Raw genomic sequence first — 24,768 nt, 5'->3', positions numbered from 1 at the left:
GAACGGGCAGGCCATCATCACAAAGACAGCCCGATGTCAGATTGGGGGAGGAGATCGTCATGCGATGGAAAACTTCGTTGTTTGCCCTGACGGCGGTTGCGATTGCCGCGATCGCGTCCGGCGGCCAAGCTCAGGCCGGGGATGCCAAGTGTGGGCTCAGCAACGGCAAGGCTGCGGCGGGCGAGCCGATCATCATCGGCGGCATCGTCAGTGTCACCGGGCCGGACAATTTCAGCTCGTCGGGGCTTGCGGCGGCTGCGTACTTCAAGTGTCTCAATGCCAATGGCGGCATCAACGGCCGGCCGGTGAAGTACCTGATGCAGGACGACGCCTGGAATCCGGAGCAGTCGTCGCAACTCGCAGCCAAGCTCATTCGCGATCAGGGCGCGGTCGCCCTCGTCGGCAATATGAGCTTCGTCGACTGCGGTGCCAACCAGGGCATCTACGAGAAGGAAGACATCATGGTCATCGCCGGCGTCGGCGTGCCCCGTGACTGCTTCTTCCAGAAGAACTACGCGCCCACCAACGCCGGACCGCGGGTGAGCAACACCAAGGCGATCATGGACCTTGCCGCGACCCATCCCGGCAAGATCAAGCGCATCGTCTGCATCGCACCCAACATTCCGAACGTCGGCGAATGGTCGTGCACGGGTGCGGTGAGCTGGATCAAGAAGCAGGGCGGCGACGGCAAGATCATCACTTTCGATCCGGGCTCGCTCGACGCCACCTCGCTGGTTCTTGAAGCAATGGCCTTCAAGCCCGACGCCGTCTCGGTCGCCACGCCGAAGGGAATGGCGGTGCCAATCTTCGCCGCGGCCGAGGAGCAGGGGCTTGCGGACAAGCTGCACTGGACCGGGCCAGCCTCGCTCTACAACCTCGATTTCCCGCGCGCGATCGGCAAGTACTGGGACGGCAAGGTCACCGTGGACATGGAGTTGAAGGCGGCCGACGCCAACACGCCTGACATGAACAACTGGCTCGCGGTGATGGACCAGTATGGCCAGAAGAGCGATCCGCGCGACACCTTCTCGCAGGCCGGCTATCTTGCGGCGCGCGTGACTGCCGAGACCCTGCTCAAGATGGATCCCGGCAAGATCGACCGCAAGTCGGTGACCGCGGCGCTGCGTTCGGTGAAGCGGTTCGAGAGCGATATTCTCTGCGCGCCCTGGTACGTCGGTGACGGTCCGCGGCACAACGCCAACCACACCGGCCCGGTGGCGCAGGTCAAGGACGGCAAGCTCTTGCCGAAGGGGCAGTGCATCGACGCGCAGGATCCGGAGCTCGACGACGTCCGCGCCTACGAGAAGACCATCGGCATTTCGAACTGAACCGTCATGCCTGACTTTACGCCTTTCTTCGTCTCGGGGCTCGCAACGGCTGCGACCTACGTCTTGTCGGCCGTCGGCATCGTCGTGCTCTACCGGGCATCGGGCGTGGTCAATTTCAGCCAGGGCGCGCTTGGCGCCCTGGCTGCCTTCGTCTCCTGGTCCATCGTCGAGAATGGATGGCCGGGGCCGCTGGCCTGGTGCGCCGGCGTGATGGTGTCGACCGTGCTGGCGTTCCTCTATGGCCGCGTGCTGGCGCCGCGGCTGGCGTTCAGCGATCCCGTGATGCGGGCGGTCGCGACCTTGAGCGTCGCGCTGATCCTGCTCGGCTTCATGGGCTATGTGTGGGGCGAGCTCCCGCGGCGGCTGCGGCTGCCGACCGACACGATGAGTTTTGAACTGATCGGCGTGCGCATCACCGCGACGCGGGCCGTCGCCTTCGCGCTCGCCGTGCTTGCGACCGTGACTGTGATGGTCTTCCTCGCCCGCAGCCGGCTCGGGCTCCAGATGCGGGCGCTCGCCAACAATCGCGATCTCAGCGCGATGCTCGGCGTCCGCGTGCTGCGTGCCGACGGCTATGCCTGGATCATCTCGGGATCGCTCGCCGGGGTCAGCGGCATTCTGCTCGCGGACCTCCAGCGCCTCAGTGGCCAGACGCTGACCTTTGCGGTCATCCCCGCGATCTCGGCCGCCGTGATCGGGCGGTTCTCCTCGCTTCCGGCAACGGTCGCCGGAGGCGTCGCCATCGGGGTCTGCGAGGCGCTGCTCACGCCGGTGCCGGTGGTCGGACCGTTCCGCACGGCGGTGCCTTTTGTCTTCGCGGTTGCTGCGTTGCTGTGGATGCAGCGCAAGTTCACGTTTGTTTACCGGTGAGCGCGACGTGACGGATCAGACCCTTGCATACACGTCGCTCGTGGACGCCAAGCGCGTGCGGTTGAAGCGGGTGGCCGCGGTTCTCGTCGCGCTGGCGATCGTCGTCGTCCTGCCCGAGATCCTCTCGAACTATTGGCTGCGCACCTTCATCTCCGTGACGGCGCTCGCGATCGGCAGCCTCAGCGTGAGCCTGCTGTTCGCCCAGCTCGGCATGGTGTCGCTCGCCCAATATGGCCTGCTCGGCGTCGGCGGCTGGTTCGCGCTGCGCATCTCGCACGGTCTCGGCGTGCCCTTTGAACTCGCACTGCTGACCGGCGGCGTCGTCGCGGCCGCCTTCGGTCTGGTCGTCGGCCTGCCGGCGTTACGGATGCGCGGGCTCTATCTTGCGATCATCACCCTGATGATGGCGGGCGCAATTCAAGTGCCCATCAGCGCGTTCGGCTTCCCCGACGGCGGTTCCGGTATCTTGGGCAAGAGCACGGGCGCACGCATCATGATGGCGCGGCCGCAACTCGCTGCAACCGACGAGGCCTATTTCCGCTATGCGATGATCGTGCTCGCGCTGTGCTACGGCCTCGTGTTTCTGCATATGCGCGGACGTCCGGGCCGGGCCTGGGCCATGATACGCCGCAGCGAAGTCTGCGCGCTCGCCGGTGGTGTCCACATCGTCGCCTACAAGGTGTGGGCCTTCACCCTGTCCGGCTTCCTTGCGGGGATTGCAGGCGGCTTGCTTGCCGGCGGCGTCGGCCAGCTCGACGGGTCCGCTTTTCCGGCCAGCCAGTCGATCATGCTGTTCGCGCTGACGATCGTCGGCGGCGCCTATAGCTGGATGGGCCCGATCATCGCAGGCCTGATGCTGCGGGGCTTTCCCGCACTGCTGAACGATTTCAATGTCGATGGAAACATTGCCACGATCGTATTCGGCGCAGGCCTGCTCCATGCGCTGATAACGGCACCGCAAGGCATCGCCGGGCAGATCCAGGATACCGCCGCGGCGCTTCGAAAGAGACTTTCCGGCAAATCCGGTGCCGCCCCATGATCGAGATCGACAATCTGACGGTCTTGTTCGGTGGTGTGCGGGGATTGAGCGCACTGACCGCGACCTTGCCTGAGCCTGTGACGGGCCTCGTGGGACCGAACGGCGCGGGCAAGACCACGCTGATCAACGTGCTCTCGGGATTTGTGCATCCGGCGGCTGGAACCGTGAAGATCGACGGCGAAAATCTCGATGGCGTTGCGCTCCACAAGCGCGCGGCCTTCGGCATCCGGCGCACGTTCCAGAACGAGCAGGTGGTGGAGAACCTGACCGCGGCCGGCAACGTCGCTGCGGTGCTCGACAACGTCCCGACCGACGGCCGTCCGAGACGGCAGCTGATCGAGGCAGCGCTGAACTTCGTCGATCTGGCGGCCAAGGCCAACGTGATGGGATCAGACCTCAACGCCTATGACCGGCGCATGGTCGAGATCGCGCGCGCCACCGTCGGGCGGCCGCGGCTCGTCATGATGGACGAGCCGGGAGCCGGGCTCTCCCAGGAGGAAAGCGAGCATCTGAGGAGCGTGATCAGGAGCATCCACGACTATTGCGGCGCCCAAGTCCTCCTCGTCGATCATGACGTCGACCTGATTTCCGCGACTTGCGTGGCGACGTTGGTGCTCGATTTCGGATCGCAGATCGCCTACGGGCCGACGGCTGCCGTGCTGGCCGATCCGAAGGTGCGCGCGGCCTATCTCGGGGTCGCCGAGGAGGGCGTATGAGCGACGGGCTCGAAGTCAAGGGCGTCAATCTTCAGCGCGGCGGCAAGGCTGTGCTTCACGACGTGGACGTCACGCTGAGACCTGGCAAGATCACGGCCCTTCTGGGCGCCAACGGCGCCGGGAAAAGCAGCCTAGTGCTCGGCATCGCCGGCGCGTTGCAGGTCTCCGCGGGTCAGATTCTCGTCGATGGGCGGCTGATCGCGGGCCTGCGGCCGGAAGCGATCCGCGCACTGGGGGTTGCCGCGGTGCCGGAGGGCCATCAGGTGCTCGGTGATCTCAGCGTCGAGGATAATCTCAAGGTGGCCGGAAGCCATCTCCCGCGGGCCGAGGCCAAGCCGGCGATCGAGGCCGCGCTGGATACCTTTCCAGAGCTGCGTGCTCGCCTCCAGTCCCGCTCGGGCACGATGTCCGGCGGCCAGCAGCAGATGCTGGCACTAGCGCAGGCGATCATCTCTAGGCCACGCTATCTGCTCGCCGACGAGCTGTCGTTCGGCTTGGCGCCCGTCATCGTCGCGCGGCTCGTTCCGGTGCTCCAGAAGCTCGCGCAGCAGGGCATCGGGGTCCTGCTCATCGAGCAGTTCACCCACATCGCCCTCAAGATCGCGGATGCCGCTTACGTGATGGAGCGAGGGAAGATCTGCTTCCACGGCGAGCCGGGCGAGCTCGTGCGAAATCCCGACATCCTTCACAGCGCCTATCTGGCGTAGGGGATGGCGGACGACGGGGAGGAGTTGGTGGTGCGAAACAAAGGGATGCGGGTGCGATGAAGCGTCTTGAGGGTAGGGTCTGTGTCGTGACCGGCGGTGCTGGGAGTGTCGGCACGGCGACGGCGCGTCTGTTCCTGGAGGAAGGCGCACGCGTTGCCTTGATCGACCTGCGGCAGGCCGATCTGGACCGCGCGGTGGAGCGGCTCGGCGGCGCGCCGGTGCTCTCGCTCGTCGCGGACGTGTCCCGTGACCAGGAGGTGGCCGACGCCGTCGATCAGGTGACGGAGAGGCTGGGACCGATCGATGTCTTGTTCAGCAACGCCGGCAATTTCGGCTCGGTCGCGCCGATCGCCGACTACCCGGAGGTCGTATTCGACACTGTCTACAGCGTTCACGTCAAGGGAGCGTTCCTTCTCTGCAAGCACGCGACGCCGCGTATGCGCGACGGCGGTAGCGTGATCATCACTTCGAGCGTGGCCGGCGTGCGCGGAGATCCCGGCGTCTACGGCTATATCGTCGCCAAGCACGCGCAGATCGGATTGATGCGGTGCCTCGCCAAGGAACTCGCGCCGCGCGGAATCCGTGTCAACACGATCCATCCTGGCCCGATCGACAACTCCTTCCAGCACTCGGTGGAAGCTGACCTTGCCAACGTCATCAAGCGTGACGGGGCGGAATTCTTCAATGCGATGATTCCTCTCGGCCGGCACGGCACGCCGGAGGAAGTCGCGCAATCCGTGCTTTATCTGGCCTCGGACGAAAGTCGCTTCACGACCGGCTTGCGCCTGATGGTCGATGGCGGCATGAGCGCATGAGGCGAAGAGCCGTGGCCGCGCGGGCGAGCGGCGCCGGCCTCAGCGGAACAGTTTTGTGATCTCGCTGGCGCGGAGGCCGACCTTCTCGTAGTGCGCCTTGCAGAGTTCGATGTAGTTATGAACATCGAAATAGCCGGTCGTATTGCCGCTGTCGTCGAGCCACATCAGCGGCGCGCTGACGATGAAGAAGACGCGCATCTGTTCGGGATGATCGTAGGCGACTAGTGTGTGGCTCTCGCCGGGGCTTTCATAAATGAAGTCGCCGGCGGTGGCCGTCCAGTCGTGCTCGAGATAGCCCCACTTTCCCGAGATCGTGTAGGCGAACACCTCGTGCGGGTGATAGTGGCGGTTGACGAGCCCGGCCTTCTTTGCCCAGAGGATGTCGCACCATTTGTTCTGCGTTGGCGAGATCCACAGCGGCCGTGACGAGACCGTCTCACTGAATGGAACGTAGTAGCGCTCATCGTCGATCGGTGCGTTGGAAACGTAGGCGTCGGGTAGGGCGTCGGGCTTGAAAACTTTCTGGATCGGGTTGATGTCCTTCCAGAACTCGGCCGTGGGTGCCTCTGCCATTGCCCATATCCTGTGTCTTTGACGGAAACCGTGTTCCGTCAAAGTTGCGGCGTGGCCATGATCCCTGTCTTGGAAAATAGCGCGGCGGGAGTTGGACTCGGGCGCAGGTTGATCAATTGCGGGCGAGGTCCGTAGGCGAGCAGTCGAACGCCTTCTTGAAGCACCTGTTGAAGTAGGAGATGTCGTTGAATCCCGAGGCGAGGGCGATCTCGGCGATGGTCGCGGTCTCGGAGCCGCATCGCATCTCGACCAGGCGATCCCGCGCGAGCCGCAGGCGGCGGTCACGAATGAAGGAGGTGACGGTCACGCCGAGCGATGCAAAATCGACCTGTAGCGTGCGTAGCGATATTCCGAGCTTGCTGGCGATCCAGTGCGGAGACAAGGCGCTCTCGGTGAGGTGGCGGTCGATCAGCACTTGCGCAAGCTCCAATCGCTCCTCGCAGCGCTCGTTCGGGATAGCGGATTGCTCAAAGGAAGCCGGCGCAAATGCATTGCGGATCGCTTGCAGGAGCAATTGCCTGAGGTGTGGTGCCCGGTGATCGGTCGCGCTCGTATGCAGCATCTTGGTGACCAAGGCTCGCAACATGATCGACATCGGATCGTCGGCGGCGAGGCGATGCGAAATTTCAATTTCATGGATGTGCTCGCACAGCAGCAATTGTCGCGGCAGGTGGACTGACAGGTGATTACTGAAGAGGCCATCGAAATGGAATTTAACCGGGCGCGCGGAATCGACCAGGATGCACTCGCCGGGAGTGATCGCAGTCTGGCGACCGAATTGCTCGATCCCACACGTGCCTTCGAGCTGGAGGAGGAGAAACATGTGTTCGCGTCCGTCGAGCCGGATGTCGCGCTGTTCTCGCGACACGGCGTGGACGTCCGCCGCGACCTGCACGACCTCCATTCCGGCAGCGGAAATGACCGACGTGCCGCCCCTGACGATGTCCGTCTCGCGAACGGGCTGCGGATTAAAGCTGCCACACACAGACTGCAGGCGCCCCGCCCACTCGTCGAAACACGTCCGGCCCCAGATCTCAGGCATCCAGGTTCTGAATTCCTGAAGCTGCATGTCCCCTCCGCCCTCGCGTTCCGGCGACCTTTTCGCGGTCGTTGTGGAAATACGCTAAGGGCTATAACAGCGTTGTCAACGGTCCATCAGATCGCGGATGGACGCCAGAAAGTCTTGATCAGGATCCAGCCGGCGAGCTGATCTTGATCACGCGCGTGTTTATCGCCATCAAGGGGCAATCCAGCGGGCGCCGGGGCCGCGGCGCGGGCGAGGTCGGCGATGATCGCCAGCAACAAGGCGTCGAGATGGTCGCGCGAGGGCAGCGCCAGTGTGACCACGCGGAAGCGGTCGAACAAAGGCAGCTTCGCCCCAATAATCGTCAGGCAAACCGGCTACTGCAACCATTCTTACTCCCGGACAACTGGTCAGAGCATCTTCCACTTCTCGTGGAAAGACATTGAATCCGCCGGAGATGATGAGGTCCTTCTTGCGATAGACGATGAACATCTACCCGCGCTCGTCCACACGAGCGACATCACCGGTATGAACCCACCCGTCTCTCAGCCCTTCGGCGGAGAGTCGCGCTGGCGCCAGTAGAAATCCATCGCCGCCAGTATGCGCATATCTCGCAAGAAACGTCCCCCTGAGGGCCGAAGGCTCTGCCGTTCCGGACGCTCATTCTTCACTCAGGCGGACGAGGTTGTAGGCTTGCTGAGAATGGTCGAAGCAGCCTTTCTTGATCAATGCGAGCGCTTGCTCCCGAAGCTTGCTCTTCATGATCTTACCCACTCCCGTCAAGGGCAGTGGTTTGTCGTCGACCCATACTCTTTTGGGGCATTTGTATGCGGCGATATGGGATCGGCAGAACTGTCTAATGTCGGGCTCGGTCAGTCTAGCGCCCGGCTCGCGCACGACAAAGGCGTGCACCGCCTCGCCCCAATACGGATCTGGAACGCCGACCACCGCGCAGCTCCGTACCCCGGGCAAGGCTTCGAGCACGCGTTCCACTTCGCCAGCGTAGACATTTTCTCCGCCCGTGATGATCAAATCCTTCAACCGGCTGACCACAGCGATATAGCCATCCTCGTCGCGACGGCCCATGTCGCCGGTTCTCAGCCAACCGTTGCGCAAAACCTCCGATGTGCGTGCAGGATCTCGCCAATAGCGAGCCATAACACCCTCACCACGTACAACGATTTCGCCTGTCTCACCAGGAATGCATTCCCGGTCGTCGTCGCCGAAGATGCGAACGTCGAATCCGGGGAGCGCAATGCCGGCCATGCTCAGTCGCTCACGCCTCGATTTCTCTAGACTGTGGGCCTCGGGCGGCAGCGTCAGGCAGGAACCTCCGGCTTCCGTCTGCCCGTAAACCTGTTAAAAAGAGGCGTTTGGCAGCTCTTGAATCGCGCGCCGCAAGAGGGGCTCGCTGATCGGCGACGCTCCGTATCCGACATGTTCGATGCGCTGAAGTGCTGCCTTATGGCCCGAGGCGTTCTCGAGGAGTGTGGCGAGGTAGGTGGGCACGAGGCCTAGAACATTTACACCGTGATTGGCGATCGATGCGAACACATCGTCAGGTTTGGTGGAGCCGGGAAAAACATGAGTACCGGCGGCCAGTGTGATTCCGTGTGTGTGCGTCAACCCAGATAGATGAAAGAGGGGGCTAGTGTGGAGATAAACGGACTCGTGTCGTGGCGCATAATATTCACCAACATACGGGATCGGCTTCGAGGCAGCCCAGTTCCTGCTCGTTGGCGAGCAGATCGACGGCAGCTTCCTCTGGGGTAACCAAACGAAGACATAGCGTGCTTAGAGCATTGTTGTTATAAGGAATTATTCTTCATCACCACGAGGCGCATATTGCGCTGCAGCGGGCCCCGTCAAACTACACGCGGAGCACGAGATGGAAGCCAAGCGCGAGTTTAGAGGCTCCGATACCCACGGCGTTCTGCAGCGGTTTGGGGCCAACATTCGTGCCACGAGTGAGGGGCACGGATGGTCTTCGATTTACGCGTCGATCCAAAGGGAGAATCCCTTCGAGGGACGGTTCGAAGCGATCGCTGACGACCTTATCGTGTTGCACCGCAGCGGCCCCGTGCAAACGACCTTTGCATCCGGCGGGCACGTCACTTCACGTTGCATACCAAAAGGAAGCATCTTTTTTCTGCCGGCAGGTCATGCGTGCGAGGTGGGATTGCATGGGGCGCTGGATACTCTCCATATTTATCTCCGCGCAAACTTAGTTCCTGTCCACGCTGTTACACCGCTGCTGGTGGAACGGGATGTGGTTATACAGCATCTGGCGCAGGCGGTTGAGCAGGCGGTTTGCGAGAACGTCTCGAATTCAGATCGCTTCATCGATCCGATAGCGCGGGCACTTGCGAACAGGGTCTCCGCGATCAGCCGGAGTAGCGAACCATGGCAGGTTCAGACCGCTGGGCTGCCTGACTACGAACTTCGGCGCCTTCAGGATTTCATAGAAGCCAATCTTGAGGGTGAGATCACCCTTGCTGCGATGGCCAGCGCGTGCGGCATCGGCACAAAGTCGTTCGTTCGAGCTTTTGCAGCAACGACCGGCAAGTCACCATACCAATATGTGATCGCGGCACGTGTCGAACGGGCCAAGCGATTGATCGAGCAAGACCAGGAAGGTCTCGCTGAGATAGCGCTGCGCTGTGGCTTCTCCCATCAGGAACACTTGACGCGTGCCTTCCGCAGGCTGACGGGTCAAACGCCCGGTCGGTACCGTCGCAACGTCAACTGAACAAGCAGCCAGGGCCAATGCAGAAACGCTCCGATCCACCGTCGCCAGCCGCAGCGCAAAATGAGCATACCGTGCGGCCTTTCGACGGAGGCGAGGTCCATTCCGTGCTGCGACAGTTCGCCGTGAAACGCGAGGCATCCAGTGCGGGGCTCGGCTGGTCGACTATGTTCGCATCGGTTCAGCGGGAAGAGCCGTTCAGGGGCCGCTTCGAAGCTAATGCCAACGCCCTGCTGGTGACTGCAGCTAGTGGACCAGTCGATGTCACCTATCGGATCGATGGACGTGTTATATCCAGGCACTTGCAGGAGAGGGGAATCTTTTTCCTACCGCCGCGCCGCGACTGTGAGGTGACGCTAAATACGCCGTTGGAGTCGATCCACGTGTATCTGCGTCCTGAACTGTTTTCTGGCTCTGAAGGTAAACCGCAGAACTCCGATCTTGGCCTCTTGCCCTTGTTGGGTGAGCCGGAGCCCCTAACCAGCAATCTCCTGGCCGTGGTGGAAGAAATGGTGCGTGAGGGTGATACCTCGTGTTCCCTCCTGGCCGATTCAATTGCGCATGCAATAGCCAATCGCCTTGTCGTGCTCAATGCACGGGAGCAGAAGGCGCCGAGTGCTGTGGAACGCCAGCTGAGTACACGTAGCGTCCGCTCGATTCGTGACTTCGTCGAAGCCAACATCGCAGATTGCATCAAGCTGGACGATTTAGCTGCGATCTGCGGCGTAAGCCCCGAGTATTTCATACGCTTGTTCAAGTCTTCGCTGGGCGTTTCTCCTCACCGCTACGTTGTGGGGGTGCGAATTCATCGTGCGAAACTGCTCCTGACGAATCCAAACATTGGCCTCGCGGAAGTCGCAAGGCAATGCGGGTTTGCGCACCAGCAACATTTCACGAACACGTTCCGTCGGATGACCGGCTTGTCGCCGGGCGCTTATCGACGGGCAATGAATTAAGAACTCCACGGTCTGCCCTTCCGATCTGAACGCTGGCTCGTTTCCCGTAAACGAAGAGGACAGTTTTGTGTCAGTTTCCTGCAAACCGGTCCGGTTTGTGCAGGCTTAGCCACCCGGCACGTCCTACTTTCACCCTACGAAGAGGCGCCAGACGCAATCACGGCGCCGATGATAGGGAGAGACGCGCATGGCATTGTTCGATGCCGGGCGAGGGTGCTCGCATATCCGAATTGGCCAGCATTCGCTTGAGGCGCCTTGCACCTCGGGTGATCGTGCTGCGCAGGAAAGCGGGCCGCCGCGATGAAGGACTGTTCTCCGCTCGTCATCGGGATCGGCGGCACGTTGCGCGACGGATCAACCTCGGAGAGGGCGCTCCGCCTGGCGTTGACGGAAGCTGCGCGACTCGGTGCGAAAACGCAGATCTTTGCCGGGCAATCGTTGAATCTCCCTCACTATGACGCCATTGAACGTACGGAGCGTGCGACGTCGCTAGTCGAAGCACTGCGCGCCGCAGACGGCATCATCATAGCCACCCCAAGCTATCATGGCTCGATCTCCGGCCTGGTCAAGAACGCACTGGACTACACCGAGGATCTCCGCGCGGACGCCCGCAGCTATCTTGCCGGACGCGCTGTCGGCGCCATCGTATGCGCGGGCGGACCCCAAGCCATGGGAGCGACGCTGGGAACTCTGCGGACCATCGTTCACGCGTTGCGCGGTTGGCCGACTCCATTTTCAGCGGTGATTAACACCACGCAGAGGCCATTTTCCGCAGATGGTGCGTGCAGTGATCCAATCATAGCGCAACAGCTTGCATTCGTGGCCGAGCAGGTCGTCGAGTTCGCGAAAATGCGGCGGCTATATGAGAGCCGGCGCAATGGGCTCGCGCCTCAGGAAATATCAGAAGCCGCGCCGGCGCAATGCGCCTAGAACGCGGCCGCAAACAACCACAACGGGAAAAACTAGGGAGGAATCATGAACAAGAATCGCATCTTTAGTTATGAAAATCTCGTTGTCGTCTTGATGGGAGCCGCGTTTGGCTTCGTATTTTTCGACCGTCTGGCGCTGAACTTTCTATCTCCATTTCTGGTGCCTGAGCTGCAGCTGAACAACACCCAGCTGGGTGCCCTCGCGGGTGGTCTCGCGCTGACCTGGGCAATCGCCGGCTATGCCGTTGGCACCCTTTCGGACTATTTTCAAAATCGTAAAACGCTCCTTGTCTGCGCGATAGTGATCTTCTCGATCTGCTCGGTAGGATCCGGTCTCGCCAATTCGTTTCTGACGTTGCTTGCCGCGCGCCTCGTTATGGGATTTGCGGAAGGGCCTGTACTTCCAATCGCACAATCGATCATGGCCGCGGAATCGTCGGAGCACCGTCGCGGCTTCAACATGGGCGTTTTGCAGAATTTCTTCAGCGCGCTCCTAAGTAATTTTGCCGCTCCTTTGGTGCTCGTGGCAATTGGGCAGATCTACGGCTGGAGAAGTGCTTTCTACATTGCGGCGGTGCCTGGCTTTGTAGTGGCGGCCCTGATTGTCGCATTTGTCCGTGAACCTTCGTCGGCTGCCCCCCCGATATCGGCCGCGTCAGCGCGCAACACGATTCCGCTTTTGACGATGCTGAAACATCGCAACATCTGGGTTTGCGCGATCGTGAGCTGCCTGATGGTGTCGTGGCTCCTGATTCAGATAACGTTCCTTCCAATCTACCTGGTGCAGGTTCGCGGGTTGTCGCCCAGCGCGATGAGCGTTGCCGTGGCCGCGACCGGTATCGCAACGGCCGCGTCTTCAATCATCGTACCGGCGCTGTCGGATCGCTTTGGCCGCCGTCCGATTCTCATCCTGTCAGGCTTCGTTGCCGTGATTGCTCCGGTGACAACCGTAATGTTCGACGGACCTTTGCCTTTGATGGTGTTGCTCATGGGTGTCGGCAATCTCGCCATTGGCAGCTTCTCGTTGTTCATGGCCACTGTGCCGTCCGAGACAATCCCGCCGACCCATGTTGCTACTGCGCTTGGCTTCATCATGGGGGTTGGCGAGCTCGCGGGCGGCTTCGCGGGCCCGGCCCTCGCCGGGATCGCTTCCGACGTGTTCGGTCCGTCCAGCTCGATGTGGATCGCCGCTACGCTTTGTATTTGTGCAGGCTTGCTTTGCCTGATGCTGGACGAAACTGCGCCTCGGGTGCTTGAGCGCCACAAAAGAATGATTGTGAGTTCGCCGGCATGAATCCCTATCGCCGGCTAGCCGCAACCGCACTCAACGGAACTATCAGGAGATGGAAATGAACGTTCAGGCCATGCCCAAGAGCCTGCCGGTACCGGAACCTCACCTCACTCCGCAGGATTTGGTGGACCGCGCGGCCTCGATGAGAACGCTGCTGCGGGAATCGCAGGACGAAACTGATGAGCGAGGACATTACTCGGACGCAATCCAACAGAAGTTCATCGATGCTGGATTCTATCGGATCTTGCAGCCCAAAATGTTTGGTGGCTACGAGTTCGATTACGAAACATTTTTTCGCGTCATGGTGGAGATATCGCGGGGTCATCCGGCCGCAGGGTGGTGCTTGACGTTGGCCGCTTCTCATGCGCCCGTCATAGCCTCGCACTGGTCGGAAGCTGCACAGATCGAAATCTTCGGTTCATCCGGACATTTCGCGTCACCGCACCGAGCTGCCCCCGGGGGCACGTGCCTGCCGGTCGAGGGCGGCTACATCATCAATGGTGTATGGCCGTATGCGTCGGGAATACCGCACAGCACGCACTTCCTGGGCGCAACGTTGCTTCAAACGTCGTTCCCGCCACGCATTTTGAACTTCGTTGTGCCGCGGGGGCAATACCCAATTCTGAGCGACTGGGGTGGAGACCGCACCTTGGGCATGCGCGGCTCCGGCTCGAACAGCGTCAAGCTGGACAACGTCTTCGTGCCCGAGCACATGACCGCGTTCTTCGACGCGCTGGGTGTGAAGCAGGATCTCTCCGATGGCACGCCCGGAACGCGATTGCATGGCAACCCTATGTATCTCGGCGTTCTCATGGGTCCTTATCACGCGTCCCTGACATCGCCTATCATCGGGGCCGCGCGCGCCGCGATCGATGAATATCGCGATATCCTGTTCTCGCAAAACACATTTGTTCCACCCTTCATCAAGCGTGCCTTCGAGACTGATTTCCAGGTCAACTATGGCCGCGCGATAGCGTTGACCGATGCAGCCGAAGGCGTGTTGCTCCAGGGTTTGCGTAAGCACATGGAGTACTGCCAGCGGTGGGCGAAGACGGGGTTGCAAGCCTCCGTGGAGGAAAACTTGCGACTGTGGGGAATGCTGCAGACCGGCGCACGTCTTGCCTGTGACGCCATCGAACTCTTGTTCCAGACCGCCGGGTCGACCGCGGCGCGGAAGGGCTCAAGGATGCTTCGATACTTTGGCGACGCCCAGATGTATCGAGGACACATGTCCTCCCAATACATGACCTTCGCGAAGTACATTGGTCGCAGCAATCTCGGGCTGCCGACCGGTTTTCTGGATCTCTGAAGAAAGTCGGAGGGGGACGTGACCCAAACTAAAGCAAAACCTGCGCCGTTGGTGCTGGCAGATCAGGGATTCTTTTGGACCGGTTTGGTCCGCCAGCAGACACCGAATGGTACCATCGCTGCGGGCCAGATGTTCGTACAATATCAGATCCCGGAGCACATCCGGCACCCATATCCCATCGTGATGGTGCACGGAGGTGGGGGGCAGGGAACGGATTTTCTCGGTACTGCCGATGGACGGCCTGGATGGGCCACTTACTTTCTGAAACAGGGTTACGCGGTCTACGTCGTCGACCGCCCGGGGCACGGTCGCTCACCCCTGCATCCGGAGGCTCTGGGTCCCATGACACCTCCGCTGACATACGAGTTTGCTATGACGCTGTTTACCGCGCCCGGCAAGCAGCCGAACAGCTGGACGAACGCGCAAAAGCACAATCAGTGGCCTGGTTCCGGCGTCGTCGGCGATCCAGTTCTGGACCAATTCATCGCGACCCAAGGTCCTTTCCTTGTGTTCCTGGCACAGACGCAACAGCTGATGCAGCGAGCCGGAGCCGAATTGCTGGATCGTATCGGTCCAGCGATCCTGCTCACCCATTCCATGGGCGCGCCGTTCGGCTGGCTTGTGGCCGATAGTCGACCGCACCTGGTGAAAGGCATTGTCGCGGTTGAGCCAATGGGGCCGCCTTTCGCCCAATTGCCAATGGGGCTGGGCGACCTTTCTTACGGACTCACTGCGATCCCAATGACGTTCGATCCGCCCCTCAAAGGCCCAACTGAACTGCGGCGCGAAATCCGCAAGGCTCCGAAGGCGGGGCTGGCGGACTGCTTCGTTCAGAAAGAGCCGGCCAGGCGTCTTCCCAACCTCGCATCGATGCCCGTTGCTGTCGTGACATCGGAGGCGTCAGCCTGGTCCATGCACGACCACGGCACCGTCGATTATCTCGTTCAGGCAGGCGTGCGAGCCGTCCATCTGCGGCTCGAGGACCACGGCCTGCGCGGCAACGGCCACCTGATGATGCAAGAAAAGAACAGCGATGACATCGCTGCCTTTCTGGAAAGGTGGATCTCGGAACATGTGGGGTCACGACCAATATAAATTCAATGTTTCGCGCCGGCGCACTTGTGGTGAAGCGGTGACTGGAAGGTGCGAGTGAGGTGGTCCGGTTTGTCAGCAGACCGTTAGCGCAAGAGGAGTGTGAGATGGCGAAGAAGGGATATTGGGTCGGTCACATCAACGTCACGAACCCGGAGCGCTACAAGGACTACATCGCGGCCAACGCCGGACCGTTGAAGAAGTACGGGGCGCGGTTCCTTGTTCGAAACGGCGCATGCGAAGTGCACGGCGACGCACTTCAAGGGCGTCGCCACGTCGTCATCGAGTTCGAAAGCTACGCAATAGCCAAGGCCTGCTACGACTCACCCGAGTATCGGGCTGCGGCCAAGATTCGCGACGAAGCCAGCACCTCCGATTTCGTCATGATCGAGAGCCACGAGGGCTAAGAGCGATCCGCAGCGGGGTCTGGCAACTTGCGATTAAGAGCCTAACCGGAGGTGGAGACGCTAATTCGTTCCACAGTATGCCGGTCAGTGTCCGTAGCCGTAGCGCCGGAGCTTGCACTCCACCTTCTCGCTCATGCTCGAGAAGGCGCGATGACGTCCAGGCGCGTGCGCAAGGATCAGGAGCACCATCAAATGAAAGATATCGAAGATAAGGTCGCGTTCATCACGGGAGGCGCGAGTGGGATCGGGTTCGGAATGGCCCGTGCGTTCCTGCGACATGGGGTGAAGGTCGTTATCGCGGACGTCCGTCAATCGCATCTCGATGCGGCGGCTTCCGCCCTCGATCGCTCCAACAAGAACTACCATCTGATCCGTCTCGACGTTACCGACCGCGAGTCAATGGCACGGGCCGCGACGGAGACCGAAAAGGTATTCGGCAAGGTCCACATACTCTGCAACAATGCGGGCGTATCGAGCATGGTGGCTATGGAAGACGCGAGCTTTGCGGATTGGGATTTTGTCATGAACATCAACGTCGGCGGCGTCGTCAACGGCGTCGCGACGTTCGTTCCGCGGATTCGGGCGCACGGAGAAGGTCACATCGTCAACACCTCCTCGATGGCCGGCATCCTCGCTCTTCCAAATCCCGGCGGCATCTACTCGACATCCAAGTTCGCGGTGCGCGGCCTGACGGAGTCGTTGCGTATGGCGCTCGGACCGCACAACATCGGCGTTTCGCTGCTTTGTCCCGGCCTCGTTCGCAGCAGTCTCGTCGACACGACGCTTCACCTCAACAGGTTCGGTTCTGCTCAATCGGCGGGCGGCCCGTTCGCTGCCGGCGGTTCGCCGTTGGAAGCCGGGATGGATCCTCTCGCCGTAGGCGAACGGGTGGTCGAAGGAATCGTCCGGAACGAGCCATACATTCTTCCGCACGGGGAATTCAAAGACGAAGTCGCAGAATCGTTCGGAGAGATACTTCAGGCATTCCCCACTGATCGAGACGTTGATCCGAAACGGCAACAGTTCGAAGCGATGCGCCGGCAAGCGACGAGGGAGGCCAAGCGCTTGGCTGCGAGCATTGTCTAGAACTTCGATCTGGCGCGCGAGGACCGTGCCTATCTCCATTGGACGCCCGCTCGCAGCCGAGTGATTCGAAAGACGTCGCAAGAAGCGGGGCGAACTATGCTCCGGACAAACAGCCGCTCTCAGCGCGGCGTATCAGGGAGGTGTCGATGCGAAGCGCTATCGCAGCTGCAGGGCTGTACGTAGTCTGGTCCATTCTCGCGGCGCCGGCTGTAGCCGAAGACGAGCCCGGCATCACCGCCACCGAGATCCGCATCGGACAGACCATGCCCTATAGCGGGCCGGTGTCCGCCTTCGGCATCCTCGGCAAGGGCGAGGTCGCATATTTCAAGATGGTCAACGACCGCGGCGGCATCAACGGCCGCAAGGTCAACCTGCTCTCGCTCGACGACAGTTACGTGCCGCCCAAGACCGTGGAGCAGACGCGCCGGCTGATCGAGAGCGACCAAGTTTCGTTCATCTTCTCGACGATGGGGACCGCGCATAACACGGCGATCGCCAAATATCTGGCGGCTAAGAAGGTGCCCCAGCTGTTCGTCGCCTCGGGCGCCTCCAAGTTCGGTGATCCCGCGCAGTTTCCGCTGGCGCTGATGGGCGTGATGGCGCCGTTCCGCAACGAGGCCCGCCTGTATGCGCGCTATGCGCTGCAGAAGAAACCCGAGGCGACCTTCGCGGTGCTAGCGCAGAACGACGATTTCGGCCGCGACTACCTTTCCGGGCTGAAGGACGTGCTCGGCGATCGCTACGAGACGGCCGTCACGGCGGCCACCTACGAGACGACCGAGCCGACGGTCGATTCCCAGATCGTGAAGCTCAAATCGACCGGCGCGGATGCGCTCGTGATCGCCGCGACGCCGAAATTCGCTGCGCAGGCGATCCGCAAGACTTACGAGATCAACTGGCGTCCGATGACGTTCGTGACCAATGTATCGGTATGGATGTCCTCGGTGATGGAGCCCGCCGGGCTCGATGCCGGCACCGGCATCATTTCGAGCGCCTATGTCAAGGATCCGCTCGATCCGGCATGGGCGGACGATCCCGGCGTGCAGGGATGGCGCGACTACATGGCCAAATACGTGCCTGACGGCGACATCCGCGATTCCAACTACGTCAACAGTTACAACAACGGCATGGTGCTGGAGCACGTGCTCAAGGCGGCCGGCAACGACCTGAGCCGCGAGAACATCCTGCGGCAGGCGCTGTCGATCAAAGATCTGGAATTGCCGATGCTACTGCCCGGCATCAAGGTCAATACCGGCGAGAGTGACCATCTGCCGGTCGAGCAGCTGCAGTTCATGCGATTCACCGGCAAGCAGTGGGAGCGGTTCGGCGAGGTGCTCTCGACCAAGTAGCGTCGACATCGAACCGCATGCAATGATGTCGAGGCAAGTTGGTCCGCCGGCGTTGCCGTTGCGCTGCAGCAAACGACGGGCGCGATTGTATTGAAAATCGATGGCCATTGGGTTTTACTCCGCGGCACCGAAGCCTCGAGCCCTTGGTCTGTCGGATGCAGGCGACGTCGAATTTTGGGGTGCAGGAGACGCACGGCGTCCTGAACCGCTTCCAGGCCGAATTCCGTGGCTCGAGCGAAGGGCTCGGCTGGTCGTCCGCATTTGCCTCGGTTCAGCGCGAACGGCCGTTCGAGGGGCACTTCCACGCACTTTCAGACAATCTGATGGTGCTGCATCGGGGCGGTCCGGTCGACATCACGTATGTCATGGACGGCAAGTCGGTCGCTCGGCACATCCCGCGCGGTGGCGTTTTCTTCCTGCCGGCGGGCCATGCATGCAACGTGCTCCTGCGCGAACCGCTGGAATCCACCCATATCTATCTGCGCTCCTCCCTTTTCGCCGGCCCTGACGGGTCGCCCGGCGCGATCGGCGGCCTTGCGCCGATGCTCGGCGATCCGGACGCTGTGCTGGAGCATCTTGCCTCGGCGATTGGTGACACCATCACCGGTGGTCTGCCGGCCTCGTCGCTGTTCGTCGATCCGATCGCGCAAGCAATCGCCAACCGTTTCGTGGCGATCAACTTCCACAAGCCGAGCACGGAAGCCGGCAAGCATCCGAACCTGCTCAGTGGTAGGCAGATGGCACGCATTCGCGAATTCGTCGATGCGAATATCGATAGCGATATCCGCCTCGACCAGCTGGCGGAGCTGTGCGGCCGCAGCACCGAGTATTTCGTGCGGCTTTTCAAGGCGACCAGCGGCGTCTCGCCTTATCAATACTTGCTCAATTTGCGGATAGAGCGCGCGAGGGCGCTGCTCGATGACGAGTCCCTCAGTCTGGCCGAGATCGCGCTGGCGTGCGGCTTCTCCCATCAAGAGCATTTCACGCGGATGTTCCGCCGCTTTACTGGCATAACACCCGGACGATACCGGCACAGCCACTAGGTTCCGCTGATCGCGGCCCCGGCGGTCGAAGTCCCGTTTCGGCCCTGCATTATTTTTCCGGTTTTGTGCAGATTTTCTTCGGTTTCGTGCAGGCCCGCCGCGGCAGCTCGCGCCTAGCTTCCTCCCAACGACATGAGATCGCCGGTTCGCCGGCTTGGGAGGATTGCCATGAGCATCGCGCTGGCCGGCGCCGGAGGCGCGCCCGTTGCGACGGCCGGTGATGCCGGCAAGGGCGCATTTGCCTATTGCTCGCAGCAATATCGCGTCCTGTTCGGTACCGGCACCTCGGCGCGACTCGGCGAGGAGGCAGAGCGCCTCGGCATCAAGCGGGCGCTGGTGCTAACCACAAGCGAGCAGCACGATCTCGGGCGACGGCTTGGCGCAGGCCTCGGTGATAGGCTCGCTGGACTGTTTGCCGGCGCACGCATGCATACGCCGGTTGAAGTCACCAACGAAGCGCTTCGGATTGTGGAGTCCCGCGACATCGACGGGCTGGTTGCGATCGGCGGTGGCTCGACGGTCGGACTCGGCAAGGCGCTCTCGCTGCGCACGGGGTTGCCGCATATCGCGATGCCGACCACCTATGCCGGCTCCGAGATGACGCCGATTCTTGGCGAGACCAGCAACGGCATCAAGACCACGCAGCATTCCCAGGATCTGGTGCCTGATACCGTCATCTACGACGTCGATCTCACCGTCAGCCTGCCGCCGCACATCTCCGCCGCCAGCGGCCTGAACGCGATCGCCCACGCCGTCGAGGCGCTCTATGCGCCCGACGCCAATCCTCTGACCTCGCTGATGGCGGAGGATGGCATCGCCGCGCTCGCGCGCGGGCTGCCGCGCATCATGGTGGCGCCCGCCGATCCCGGCGCCCGTCGCGATGCGCTCTACGGCGCCTGGCTGTGCGGAATCTGCCTCGGCGCGGTCGGCATGTCGCTGCACCACAAGCTCTGCCACGTGCTGGGCGGCATGTTCAACCTGCCGCATGCCGAAACTCACGCGATCGTGCTGCCGCACGCCGCCGCCTACAACGCCGCCGCCGCGCCTGAGGCCATGACTCGCGTCGCGCGGGCCCTGCACAGCGCCAATGCACCGCAGGGCCTGTTTGACCTTGCTCGGCAGCTCACGCTGCCGGGCGCGCTCGCCGACATCGGAATGCCCGAGGACGGCATCGCACGCGCCGCGGAGATGGCTGTGCGCAACCCCTATGCCAACCCGCGACCGATCGACCGGGGCCCGATCGAGCAATTGATCGCGGCAGCTTGGCGCGGCGATGCGCCGGCGCAGCACTGAAGCTCATCAGATCGAGGACAACACCATGGCCAATTTCAACGAGCATAACCTCACTGACGAGGTGATCAGCAGCTTCGCCAACACGCCGAACAAGCGGCTCAAGTTCCTCATCGAGGAGACGGTGAAATCGCTGCACGATCTGGTGCGCCGCACCGAACTGACCTTCGAGGAATGGAATCAGGCGATCGATTTCCTGACCCGCACGGGCCAGACCTCCACGCCGCTGCGCCAGGAATTCATCCTGCTCTCCGACGTGCTCGGCGTCTCGATGCTGGTCGACGCCGTCGATCACCGCGAGCGCGAGGGCGCGACCGAGACCACGGTGCTCGGCCCGTTCTATGTCGGCGAGCACCGCGTTACGCCGCACGGTGCCAATATCTCCGAAGGCATCGACGGTGAAGTGATGTTCGTGCAGAGCCGGGTCACCGACCTCGCCGGCAAGCCGCTCGCCGGTGCCGAGATCGACGTCTGGCATGCCGACGACGACGGCTTCTACGATTCGCAGAAGGCCGATTACGCGACCCACGGCCCGTCGCTGCGCGCGCGCTTCGTCACCGATGCCGACGGCCGCTTCTCGTTCCGCACGATCTTGCCGTGCAGCTATCCGATCCCGACCGACGGCCCGGTCGGCGATCTCATTACCGCCACGCAGCGTCATCCGATGCGCCCCGCGCATGTGCACTTCCTGGTCAAGGCCGACGGCTACGAGCCGCTGATCACCCACGTCTTCCTCGATGGCGACCAATATCTGCGCAGTGACGTGGTGTTCGGCGTCAAGGACGAGCTCATCGCGCGGGTCGAGTCGAAGAGCGAGCCGGCGCTGCCGAACGGCGAGCGGATCTCCGGCCCGTGGCACCTGATGACCTACGACTTCCAGATGAAGCCCGGCGCAGGGCTGGTGCCCCGGCCGATGATGGCCGCGGAATGACGATCGCAACTAACAACACGACCAGGGAGAGGATGATGACCAGCAAACCTGTTGAGACCGACGTGCTTGTCGTCGGCAGCGGCCCGGCCGGCGCGACGGCGGCCGCGCTGCTCGGCATGTACGGCGTCAAGCACATCTTGGTGACGAAATATGGCTGGCTGGCTGACACGCCGCGCGCCCACATCACCAACCAGCGTGCGATGGAGGTGCTGCGCGATCTCGGCCTCGAGGACAAGGCGGTGGCGCAGGCGACGCCGCAGCATCTGATGGCCAATAACGTGTTCTGCGAAAGTCTCGCCGGCGAGGAGTTCGGCCGGCTCTATTCCTGGGGCAATCATCCTTCGCGCAAGGCGGACTACGATCTCGCCAGCCCGACCCGGATCTGCGACCTGCCGCAGAATTTGCTCGAGCCGATCCTGATCGAGGCCGCCGGCCAGCGCGGCACTTCGCTGTGCTTCAACACCGAGTTCGTTGACCTCGTGCAGGATGCCGATGGCGTAACCGCAACGGTGAAGAATCGGCTCTCCGGCGAGACCTACCAGATCCGCGCGAAATATCTGATCGGCGCCGATGGCGGCCGCAGCCGGGTCGCCGAGGTGATCGGGCTGCCGATGGAAGGTCAGATGGGCCGCGCCGGCAGTATGAACATCATCGTGCAGGCGGACTTGAGCAAATACGTCGCGCACAGGCCGAGTGTACTCTATTGGGTGCTGCAGCCGGGCGCTGAGATCGGCGGCATCGGCGCCGGCCTGATCCGCATGGTGCGGCCGTGGAACGAATGGCTGATCATCTGGGGCTACGATATCGAGCAGGGCGAGCGCAAGCTCACCAATGACGAGGCGGTCTCGATCGTGCGCAATCTCGTCGGCGACGAGACGCTCGAGGTCAAGGTCCGTTCGACCTCGACCTGGACCGTGAACGAGATGTATGCCGGCCACTACGCGTCCGGCCGCGTGTTCTGCGTCGGCGACGCCGTGCACCGCCATCCGCCGACCAACGGCCTCGGCTCCAACACCTCGATCCAGGATTCCTATAATCTCTGCTGGAAGCTGAAGCTGGTGCTCGAGGGCCACGCCGCGCCGTCGCTGCTGAAGACCTATTCGGCCGAGCGCCAACCGGTCGGCAAGCAGATTGTAACCCGGGCCAACAAGAGCATCGGCGACTTCCCGCCGATCTTCGAGGCCGTGGGCCTCGTCGCCTCGACCGATCCAGCCGAAGCCCGCAAGGCGATTGCCGCGCGCAAGGCGCCGACCGCCGAGGGCAAGGCGCGCCGCAAGAAGCTCTATGAGGCCATCGCCCACAAGAGCTACGAGTTCAACTGCCATGGCGTCGAGATGAACCAGCGTTATGGCTCGACCGCCGTGGTGTCCGACGGCACGCCGATGCCGGCGTTCAGCCGCGATCACGAACTTTATTATCAGGCCACCACCTGGCCCGGCGCGCACTTGCCTCATGTCTGGGTCGAGCATCAGGGCCAGCGCAAATCGACGCTCGATCTTGTCGGCAAGGGCCGCTTTACGCTGCTCACCGGGATCGGCGGCGACGGCTGGAAGGCGGCCGCAGCCGCGGTCGAGAAGGCCTATGGCCTGCCCGTCAATGTCGTCACCATCGGCCCGCAAGGCTGCGATGCGCTCGACATCTATGCCGACTGGTACCGCCAGAGCGAGGTGGACGAGGACGGCTGTGTGCTGGTGCGGCCCGACATGTATGTCGCCTGGCGCGCCAGAGAGGCGGTAGTGAATGCCCCCGACGTGCTGCTCGACGTATTCGACCAGATCCTCGGTCGTAGCGCGAGGGCGCAGGCGAAGTCCGTGGCGGCCGCGTGATGCGACGCTGCGCGGATAATTTTCGAGAACGGAATGAACGGCAGCCGGCTTGAAGACCGGCTTGCCTCCAGGGAGGGGAAAATGACCAACAACCCATTGAACATAAAGTCTTTCGATCGCCGCCGTGTGCTGCAGGGCATCGCCGGTGGGCTCACAGCCGCAGGCACGACGACTTTGTTCGCGCCGGCGGTGCGGGCGGCCAACAAGCCGATCAAGATCGGCTATGTCTCGCCGAGGAGCGGTCCGCTGGCCGCCTTTGCCGAAGCCGACGATTTCGTGCTTGGTGAGTTCAGAAAGTTCGTCAAGGATGGCGTCAAGGTCGGATCACAGACCTATCAGGTCGAGGTGGTGACAAGAGACAGTCAGTCGAATCCGAACCGCGCCGCCGACGTCGCCAAGGAGCTGATCACCCGTGACAATGTCGGGCTGATCGTGGTCGGCGCCACGCCCGAGACCAACAATCCGGTGGCGACGCAGTGCGAGCTCGAGCAGGTGCCGTGCATCTCGAGCGTGGCACCGTGGCAGACCAACTTCATCGGCCGGCAGGCCAATCCGGGCGATCCCAAGAGCTGGAAGCCGTTCGAATACACCTTCCACTATTTCTGGGGGCTGGAGGACGTGATCGGTGTCTTCACCAGCATGTGGAGCCAGGTCGCGACCAACAAGTCGGTGGGCGCGCTGTTTCCCAACGATGCCGACGGCAATGCATGGGGTGACACCACCATCGGCTTCCCGCCCGTGTTGGCCAAGCAGGGTTTCAAGCTCACCGATCCCGGCCGCTTCCAGAACCTCACCGATGATTTCAGCTCGCAGATCGCGGCGTTTCGTGGTGCCGATGCCGAGATCGTCACCGGGGTGATCATCCCGCCCGACTTCACCACGTTCTGGAACCAGGCGCGGCAGAAGGGGCTGAAACCGAAAGTCGTATCGGTCGCCAAGGCGCTACTGTTCCCGGCGTCGGTGCAGGCGCTCGGCAAGAGCGGCAACAACATTTCCACCGAAGTGTGGTGGACGCCGACGCATCCCTACAAATCGAGCCTCAGCGGCGTCAGCGCCGCCGATCTGGCCAAGGGATATGAGCAGACCTCCGGCAAGCAATGGACCCAGCCGATCGGCTTCGTGCATTCGCTGTTCGAGGTCGCGATCGACGCCATCAAGCGCTCCGGCGACCCAGCGGATGGCGCGGCGCTCGCGAAGGCGATCGGCGCCACCAGGCTCGATACGATCGTCGGCCAGATCGCGTTCGGCTCCAGCGCCGTGCCGCCGTTCGCCGCGAAGAACATCGCCAAGACGCCGCTGGTCGGCGGCCAGTGGCGGCTTAGCGGCGACAAGTACAACATGGTGATCACGGACAACAAGCTGGCGCCGCAGATTCCGCTCGGCGGCGACATGCAGGCGCTGAGTTAGCGCAAGCCAGTTGCTTCATCGAAGGAGGATGCGT

General features: G+C 62.2%; 24 protein-coding genes and 1 pseudogene. 20 read left to right on the top strand and 5 right to left on the bottom strand.

The genetic code is table 11. From position 1 onward, the window contains the following. Nucleotides 1-59 precede the first annotated feature (59 nt). From A3M7_RS0108720 to A3M7_RS0108695, 6 genes are read left to right on the top strand one after another with little or no spacing between them, the layout of a single operon-like run. Complete coding sequence (locus A3M7_RS0108720) at nucleotides 60-1,328, top strand: ABC transporter substrate-binding protein (protein WP_049823302.1); 1,269 nt, start codon at nucleotides 60-62, stop codon at nucleotides 1,326-1,328. Between the two features lie 6 nt (nucleotides 1,329-1,334). Next, nucleotides 1,335-2,198 carry a branched-chain amino acid ABC transporter permease gene (locus A3M7_RS0108715; protein ID WP_027543573.1) on the top strand — a complete coding sequence of 288 codons (864 nt, stop codon included), beginning with the start codon at nucleotides 1,335-1,337 and terminating at the stop codon, nucleotides 2,196-2,198. A gap of 7 nt (nucleotides 2,199-2,205) precedes the next feature. Further along, nucleotides 2,206-3,237, top strand: a complete 1,032-nt coding sequence (locus A3M7_RS43895) for a branched-chain amino acid ABC transporter permease (protein WP_049823301.1) — start codon at nucleotides 2,206-2,208, stop codon at nucleotides 3,235-3,237. Next, on the top strand, nucleotides 3,234-3,953 hold the full coding sequence (locus tag A3M7_RS0108705) for an ABC transporter ATP-binding protein (RefSeq protein ID WP_027543572.1): 720 nt from the start codon (nucleotides 3,234-3,236) through the stop codon (nucleotides 3,951-3,953). The genes A3M7_RS43895 and A3M7_RS0108705 overlap by 4 nt, the downstream gene beginning before the upstream one ends. Continuing rightward, a complete protein-coding gene (locus A3M7_RS0108700; RefSeq protein ID WP_027543571.1) occupies nucleotides 3,950-4,660 on the top strand; it encodes an ABC transporter ATP-binding protein in 711 nt (236 codons plus the stop codon). The genes A3M7_RS0108705 and A3M7_RS0108700 overlap by 4 nt, the downstream gene beginning before the upstream one ends. A gap of 56 nt (nucleotides 4,661-4,716) precedes the next feature. Continuing rightward, on the top strand, nucleotides 4,717-5,475 hold the full coding sequence (locus A3M7_RS0108695; protein WP_027543570.1) for an SDR family NAD(P)-dependent oxidoreductase: 759 nt from the start codon (nucleotides 4,717-4,719) through the stop codon (nucleotides 5,473-5,475). 39 nt (nucleotides 5,476-5,514) lie between these two features. On the opposite strand, the gene A3M7_RS0108690 is transcribed toward A3M7_RS0108695, so the two are convergent. The 5 genes and pseudogenes from A3M7_RS0108690 to A3M7_RS50395 all read right to left on the bottom strand — a co-directional run. Next, nucleotides 5,515-6,048 (bottom strand): 2,4'-dihydroxyacetophenone dioxygenase family protein, encoded by a 534-nt coding sequence (locus A3M7_RS0108690; protein WP_027543569.1) that lies wholly within the window; start codon nucleotides 6,046-6,048, stop codon nucleotides 5,515-5,517. Between the two features lie 112 nt (nucleotides 6,049-6,160). Continuing rightward, entirely contained in the window at nucleotides 6,161-7,117 is a 957-nt protein-coding gene (locus A3M7_RS0108685; RefSeq protein ID WP_027543568.1) for a helix-turn-helix domain-containing protein, read from the bottom strand. Nucleotides 7,118-7,203: 86 nt separating this feature from the next. Further along, nucleotides 7,204-7,413, bottom strand: coding sequence for a hypothetical protein (locus A3M7_RS50405; RefSeq protein ID WP_027543567.1), 210 nt, complete (start codon nucleotides 7,411-7,413; stop codon nucleotides 7,204-7,206). A 319-nt stretch (nucleotides 7,414-7,732) separates the two neighbouring features. Further along, nucleotides 7,733-8,158, bottom strand: a complete 426-nt coding sequence (locus A3M7_RS0108675; protein WP_245284220.1) for a hypothetical protein — start codon at nucleotides 8,156-8,158, stop codon at nucleotides 7,733-7,735. A gap of 69 nt (nucleotides 8,159-8,227) precedes the next feature. Then, nucleotides 8,228-8,779, bottom strand: a pseudogene (locus A3M7_RS50395) (AMP-binding protein); the annotation flags it as partial. A 181-nt stretch (nucleotides 8,780-8,960) separates the two neighbouring features. Here A3M7_RS50395 and A3M7_RS0108670 point away from each other — a divergent pair. The 14 genes from A3M7_RS0108670 to A3M7_RS0108605 all read left to right on the top strand — a co-directional run bounded on the left by A3M7_RS0108670 (nucleotide 8,961) and on the right by A3M7_RS0108605 (nucleotide 24,734). Next, nucleotides 8,961-9,821 carry a helix-turn-helix domain-containing protein gene (locus tag A3M7_RS0108670; protein WP_027543565.1) on the top strand — a complete coding sequence of 287 codons (861 nt, stop codon included), beginning with the start codon at nucleotides 8,961-8,963 and terminating at the stop codon, nucleotides 9,819-9,821. 17 nt (nucleotides 9,822-9,838) lie between these two features. After that, nucleotides 9,839-10,774, top strand: a complete 936-nt coding sequence (locus tag A3M7_RS0108665) for a helix-turn-helix domain-containing protein (protein WP_084301882.1) — start codon at nucleotides 9,839-9,841, stop codon at nucleotides 10,772-10,774. Between the two features lie 300 nt (nucleotides 10,775-11,074). Continuing rightward, complete coding sequence (locus A3M7_RS43890; RefSeq protein WP_049823283.1) at nucleotides 11,075-11,704, top strand: NADPH-dependent FMN reductase; 630 nt, start codon at nucleotides 11,075-11,077, stop codon at nucleotides 11,702-11,704. A gap of 45 nt (nucleotides 11,705-11,749) precedes the next feature. Then, complete coding sequence (locus A3M7_RS0108655; RefSeq protein ID WP_049823282.1) at nucleotides 11,750-12,997, top strand: MFS transporter; 1,248 nt, start codon at nucleotides 11,750-11,752, stop codon at nucleotides 12,995-12,997. Between the two features lie 55 nt (nucleotides 12,998-13,052). Beyond that, nucleotides 13,053-14,303 (top strand): acyl-CoA dehydrogenase family protein, encoded by a 1,251-nt coding sequence (locus A3M7_RS43885; protein ID WP_198033726.1) that lies wholly within the window; start codon nucleotides 13,053-13,055, stop codon nucleotides 14,301-14,303. 18 nt (nucleotides 14,304-14,321) lie between these two features. Beyond that, the gene (locus A3M7_RS43880; RefSeq protein WP_063629428.1) at nucleotides 14,322-15,398 is read left to right on the top strand and encodes an alpha/beta hydrolase; all 1,077 of its coding nucleotides are present in this window, start codon (nucleotides 14,322-14,324) and stop codon (nucleotides 15,396-15,398) included. A 104-nt stretch (nucleotides 15,399-15,502) separates the two neighbouring features. Further along, complete coding sequence (locus A3M7_RS0108640; protein ID WP_027543562.1) at nucleotides 15,503-15,802, top strand: DUF1330 domain-containing protein; 300 nt, start codon at nucleotides 15,503-15,505, stop codon at nucleotides 15,800-15,802. A gap of 192 nt (nucleotides 15,803-15,994) precedes the next feature. Beyond that, nucleotides 15,995-16,888, top strand: coding sequence for an SDR family oxidoreductase (locus A3M7_RS0108635; protein ID WP_027543561.1), 894 nt, complete (start codon nucleotides 15,995-15,997; stop codon nucleotides 16,886-16,888). Nucleotides 16,889-17,034: 146 nt separating this feature from the next. Next, nucleotides 17,035-18,237 (top strand): ABC transporter substrate-binding protein, encoded by a 1,203-nt coding sequence (locus A3M7_RS0108630; RefSeq protein WP_027543560.1) that lies wholly within the window; start codon nucleotides 17,035-17,037, stop codon nucleotides 18,235-18,237. 38 nt (nucleotides 18,238-18,275) lie between these two features. Then, on the top strand, nucleotides 18,276-19,280 hold the full coding sequence (locus A3M7_RS0108625) for a helix-turn-helix domain-containing protein (RefSeq protein WP_156936841.1): 1,005 nt from the start codon (nucleotides 18,276-18,278) through the stop codon (nucleotides 19,278-19,280). A gap of 168 nt (nucleotides 19,281-19,448) precedes the next feature. After that, the gene (locus tag A3M7_RS43875; protein WP_084301880.1) at nucleotides 19,449-20,573 is read left to right on the top strand and encodes a maleylacetate reductase; all 1,125 of its coding nucleotides are present in this window, start codon (nucleotides 19,449-19,451) and stop codon (nucleotides 20,571-20,573) included. 25 nt (nucleotides 20,574-20,598) lie between these two features. Then, nucleotides 20,599-21,501, top strand: coding sequence for an intradiol ring-cleavage dioxygenase (locus A3M7_RS0108615; RefSeq protein ID WP_027543558.1), 903 nt, complete (start codon nucleotides 20,599-20,601; stop codon nucleotides 21,499-21,501). A 35-nt stretch (nucleotides 21,502-21,536) separates the two neighbouring features. Then, complete coding sequence (locus A3M7_RS43870) at nucleotides 21,537-23,327, top strand: FAD-dependent monooxygenase (RefSeq protein WP_049823299.1); 1,791 nt, start codon at nucleotides 21,537-21,539, stop codon at nucleotides 23,325-23,327. Nucleotides 23,328-23,408: 81 nt separating this feature from the next. Then, a complete protein-coding gene (locus A3M7_RS0108605; RefSeq protein ID WP_084301921.1) occupies nucleotides 23,409-24,734 on the top strand; it encodes an ABC transporter substrate-binding protein in 1,326 nt (441 codons plus the stop codon). Nucleotides 24,735-24,768: the final 34 nt, after the last annotated feature.

Source organism: Bradyrhizobium sp. WSM2254 (assembly GCF_000472645.1).
Classification (GTDB): Bacteria; Pseudomonadota; Alphaproteobacteria; order Rhizobiales; family Xanthobacteraceae; genus Bradyrhizobium; species Bradyrhizobium niftali.
The sequence above is the reverse complement of the archived record's forward strand: the minus strand, read 5'-3'. Positions and strand labels throughout refer to the sequence as shown.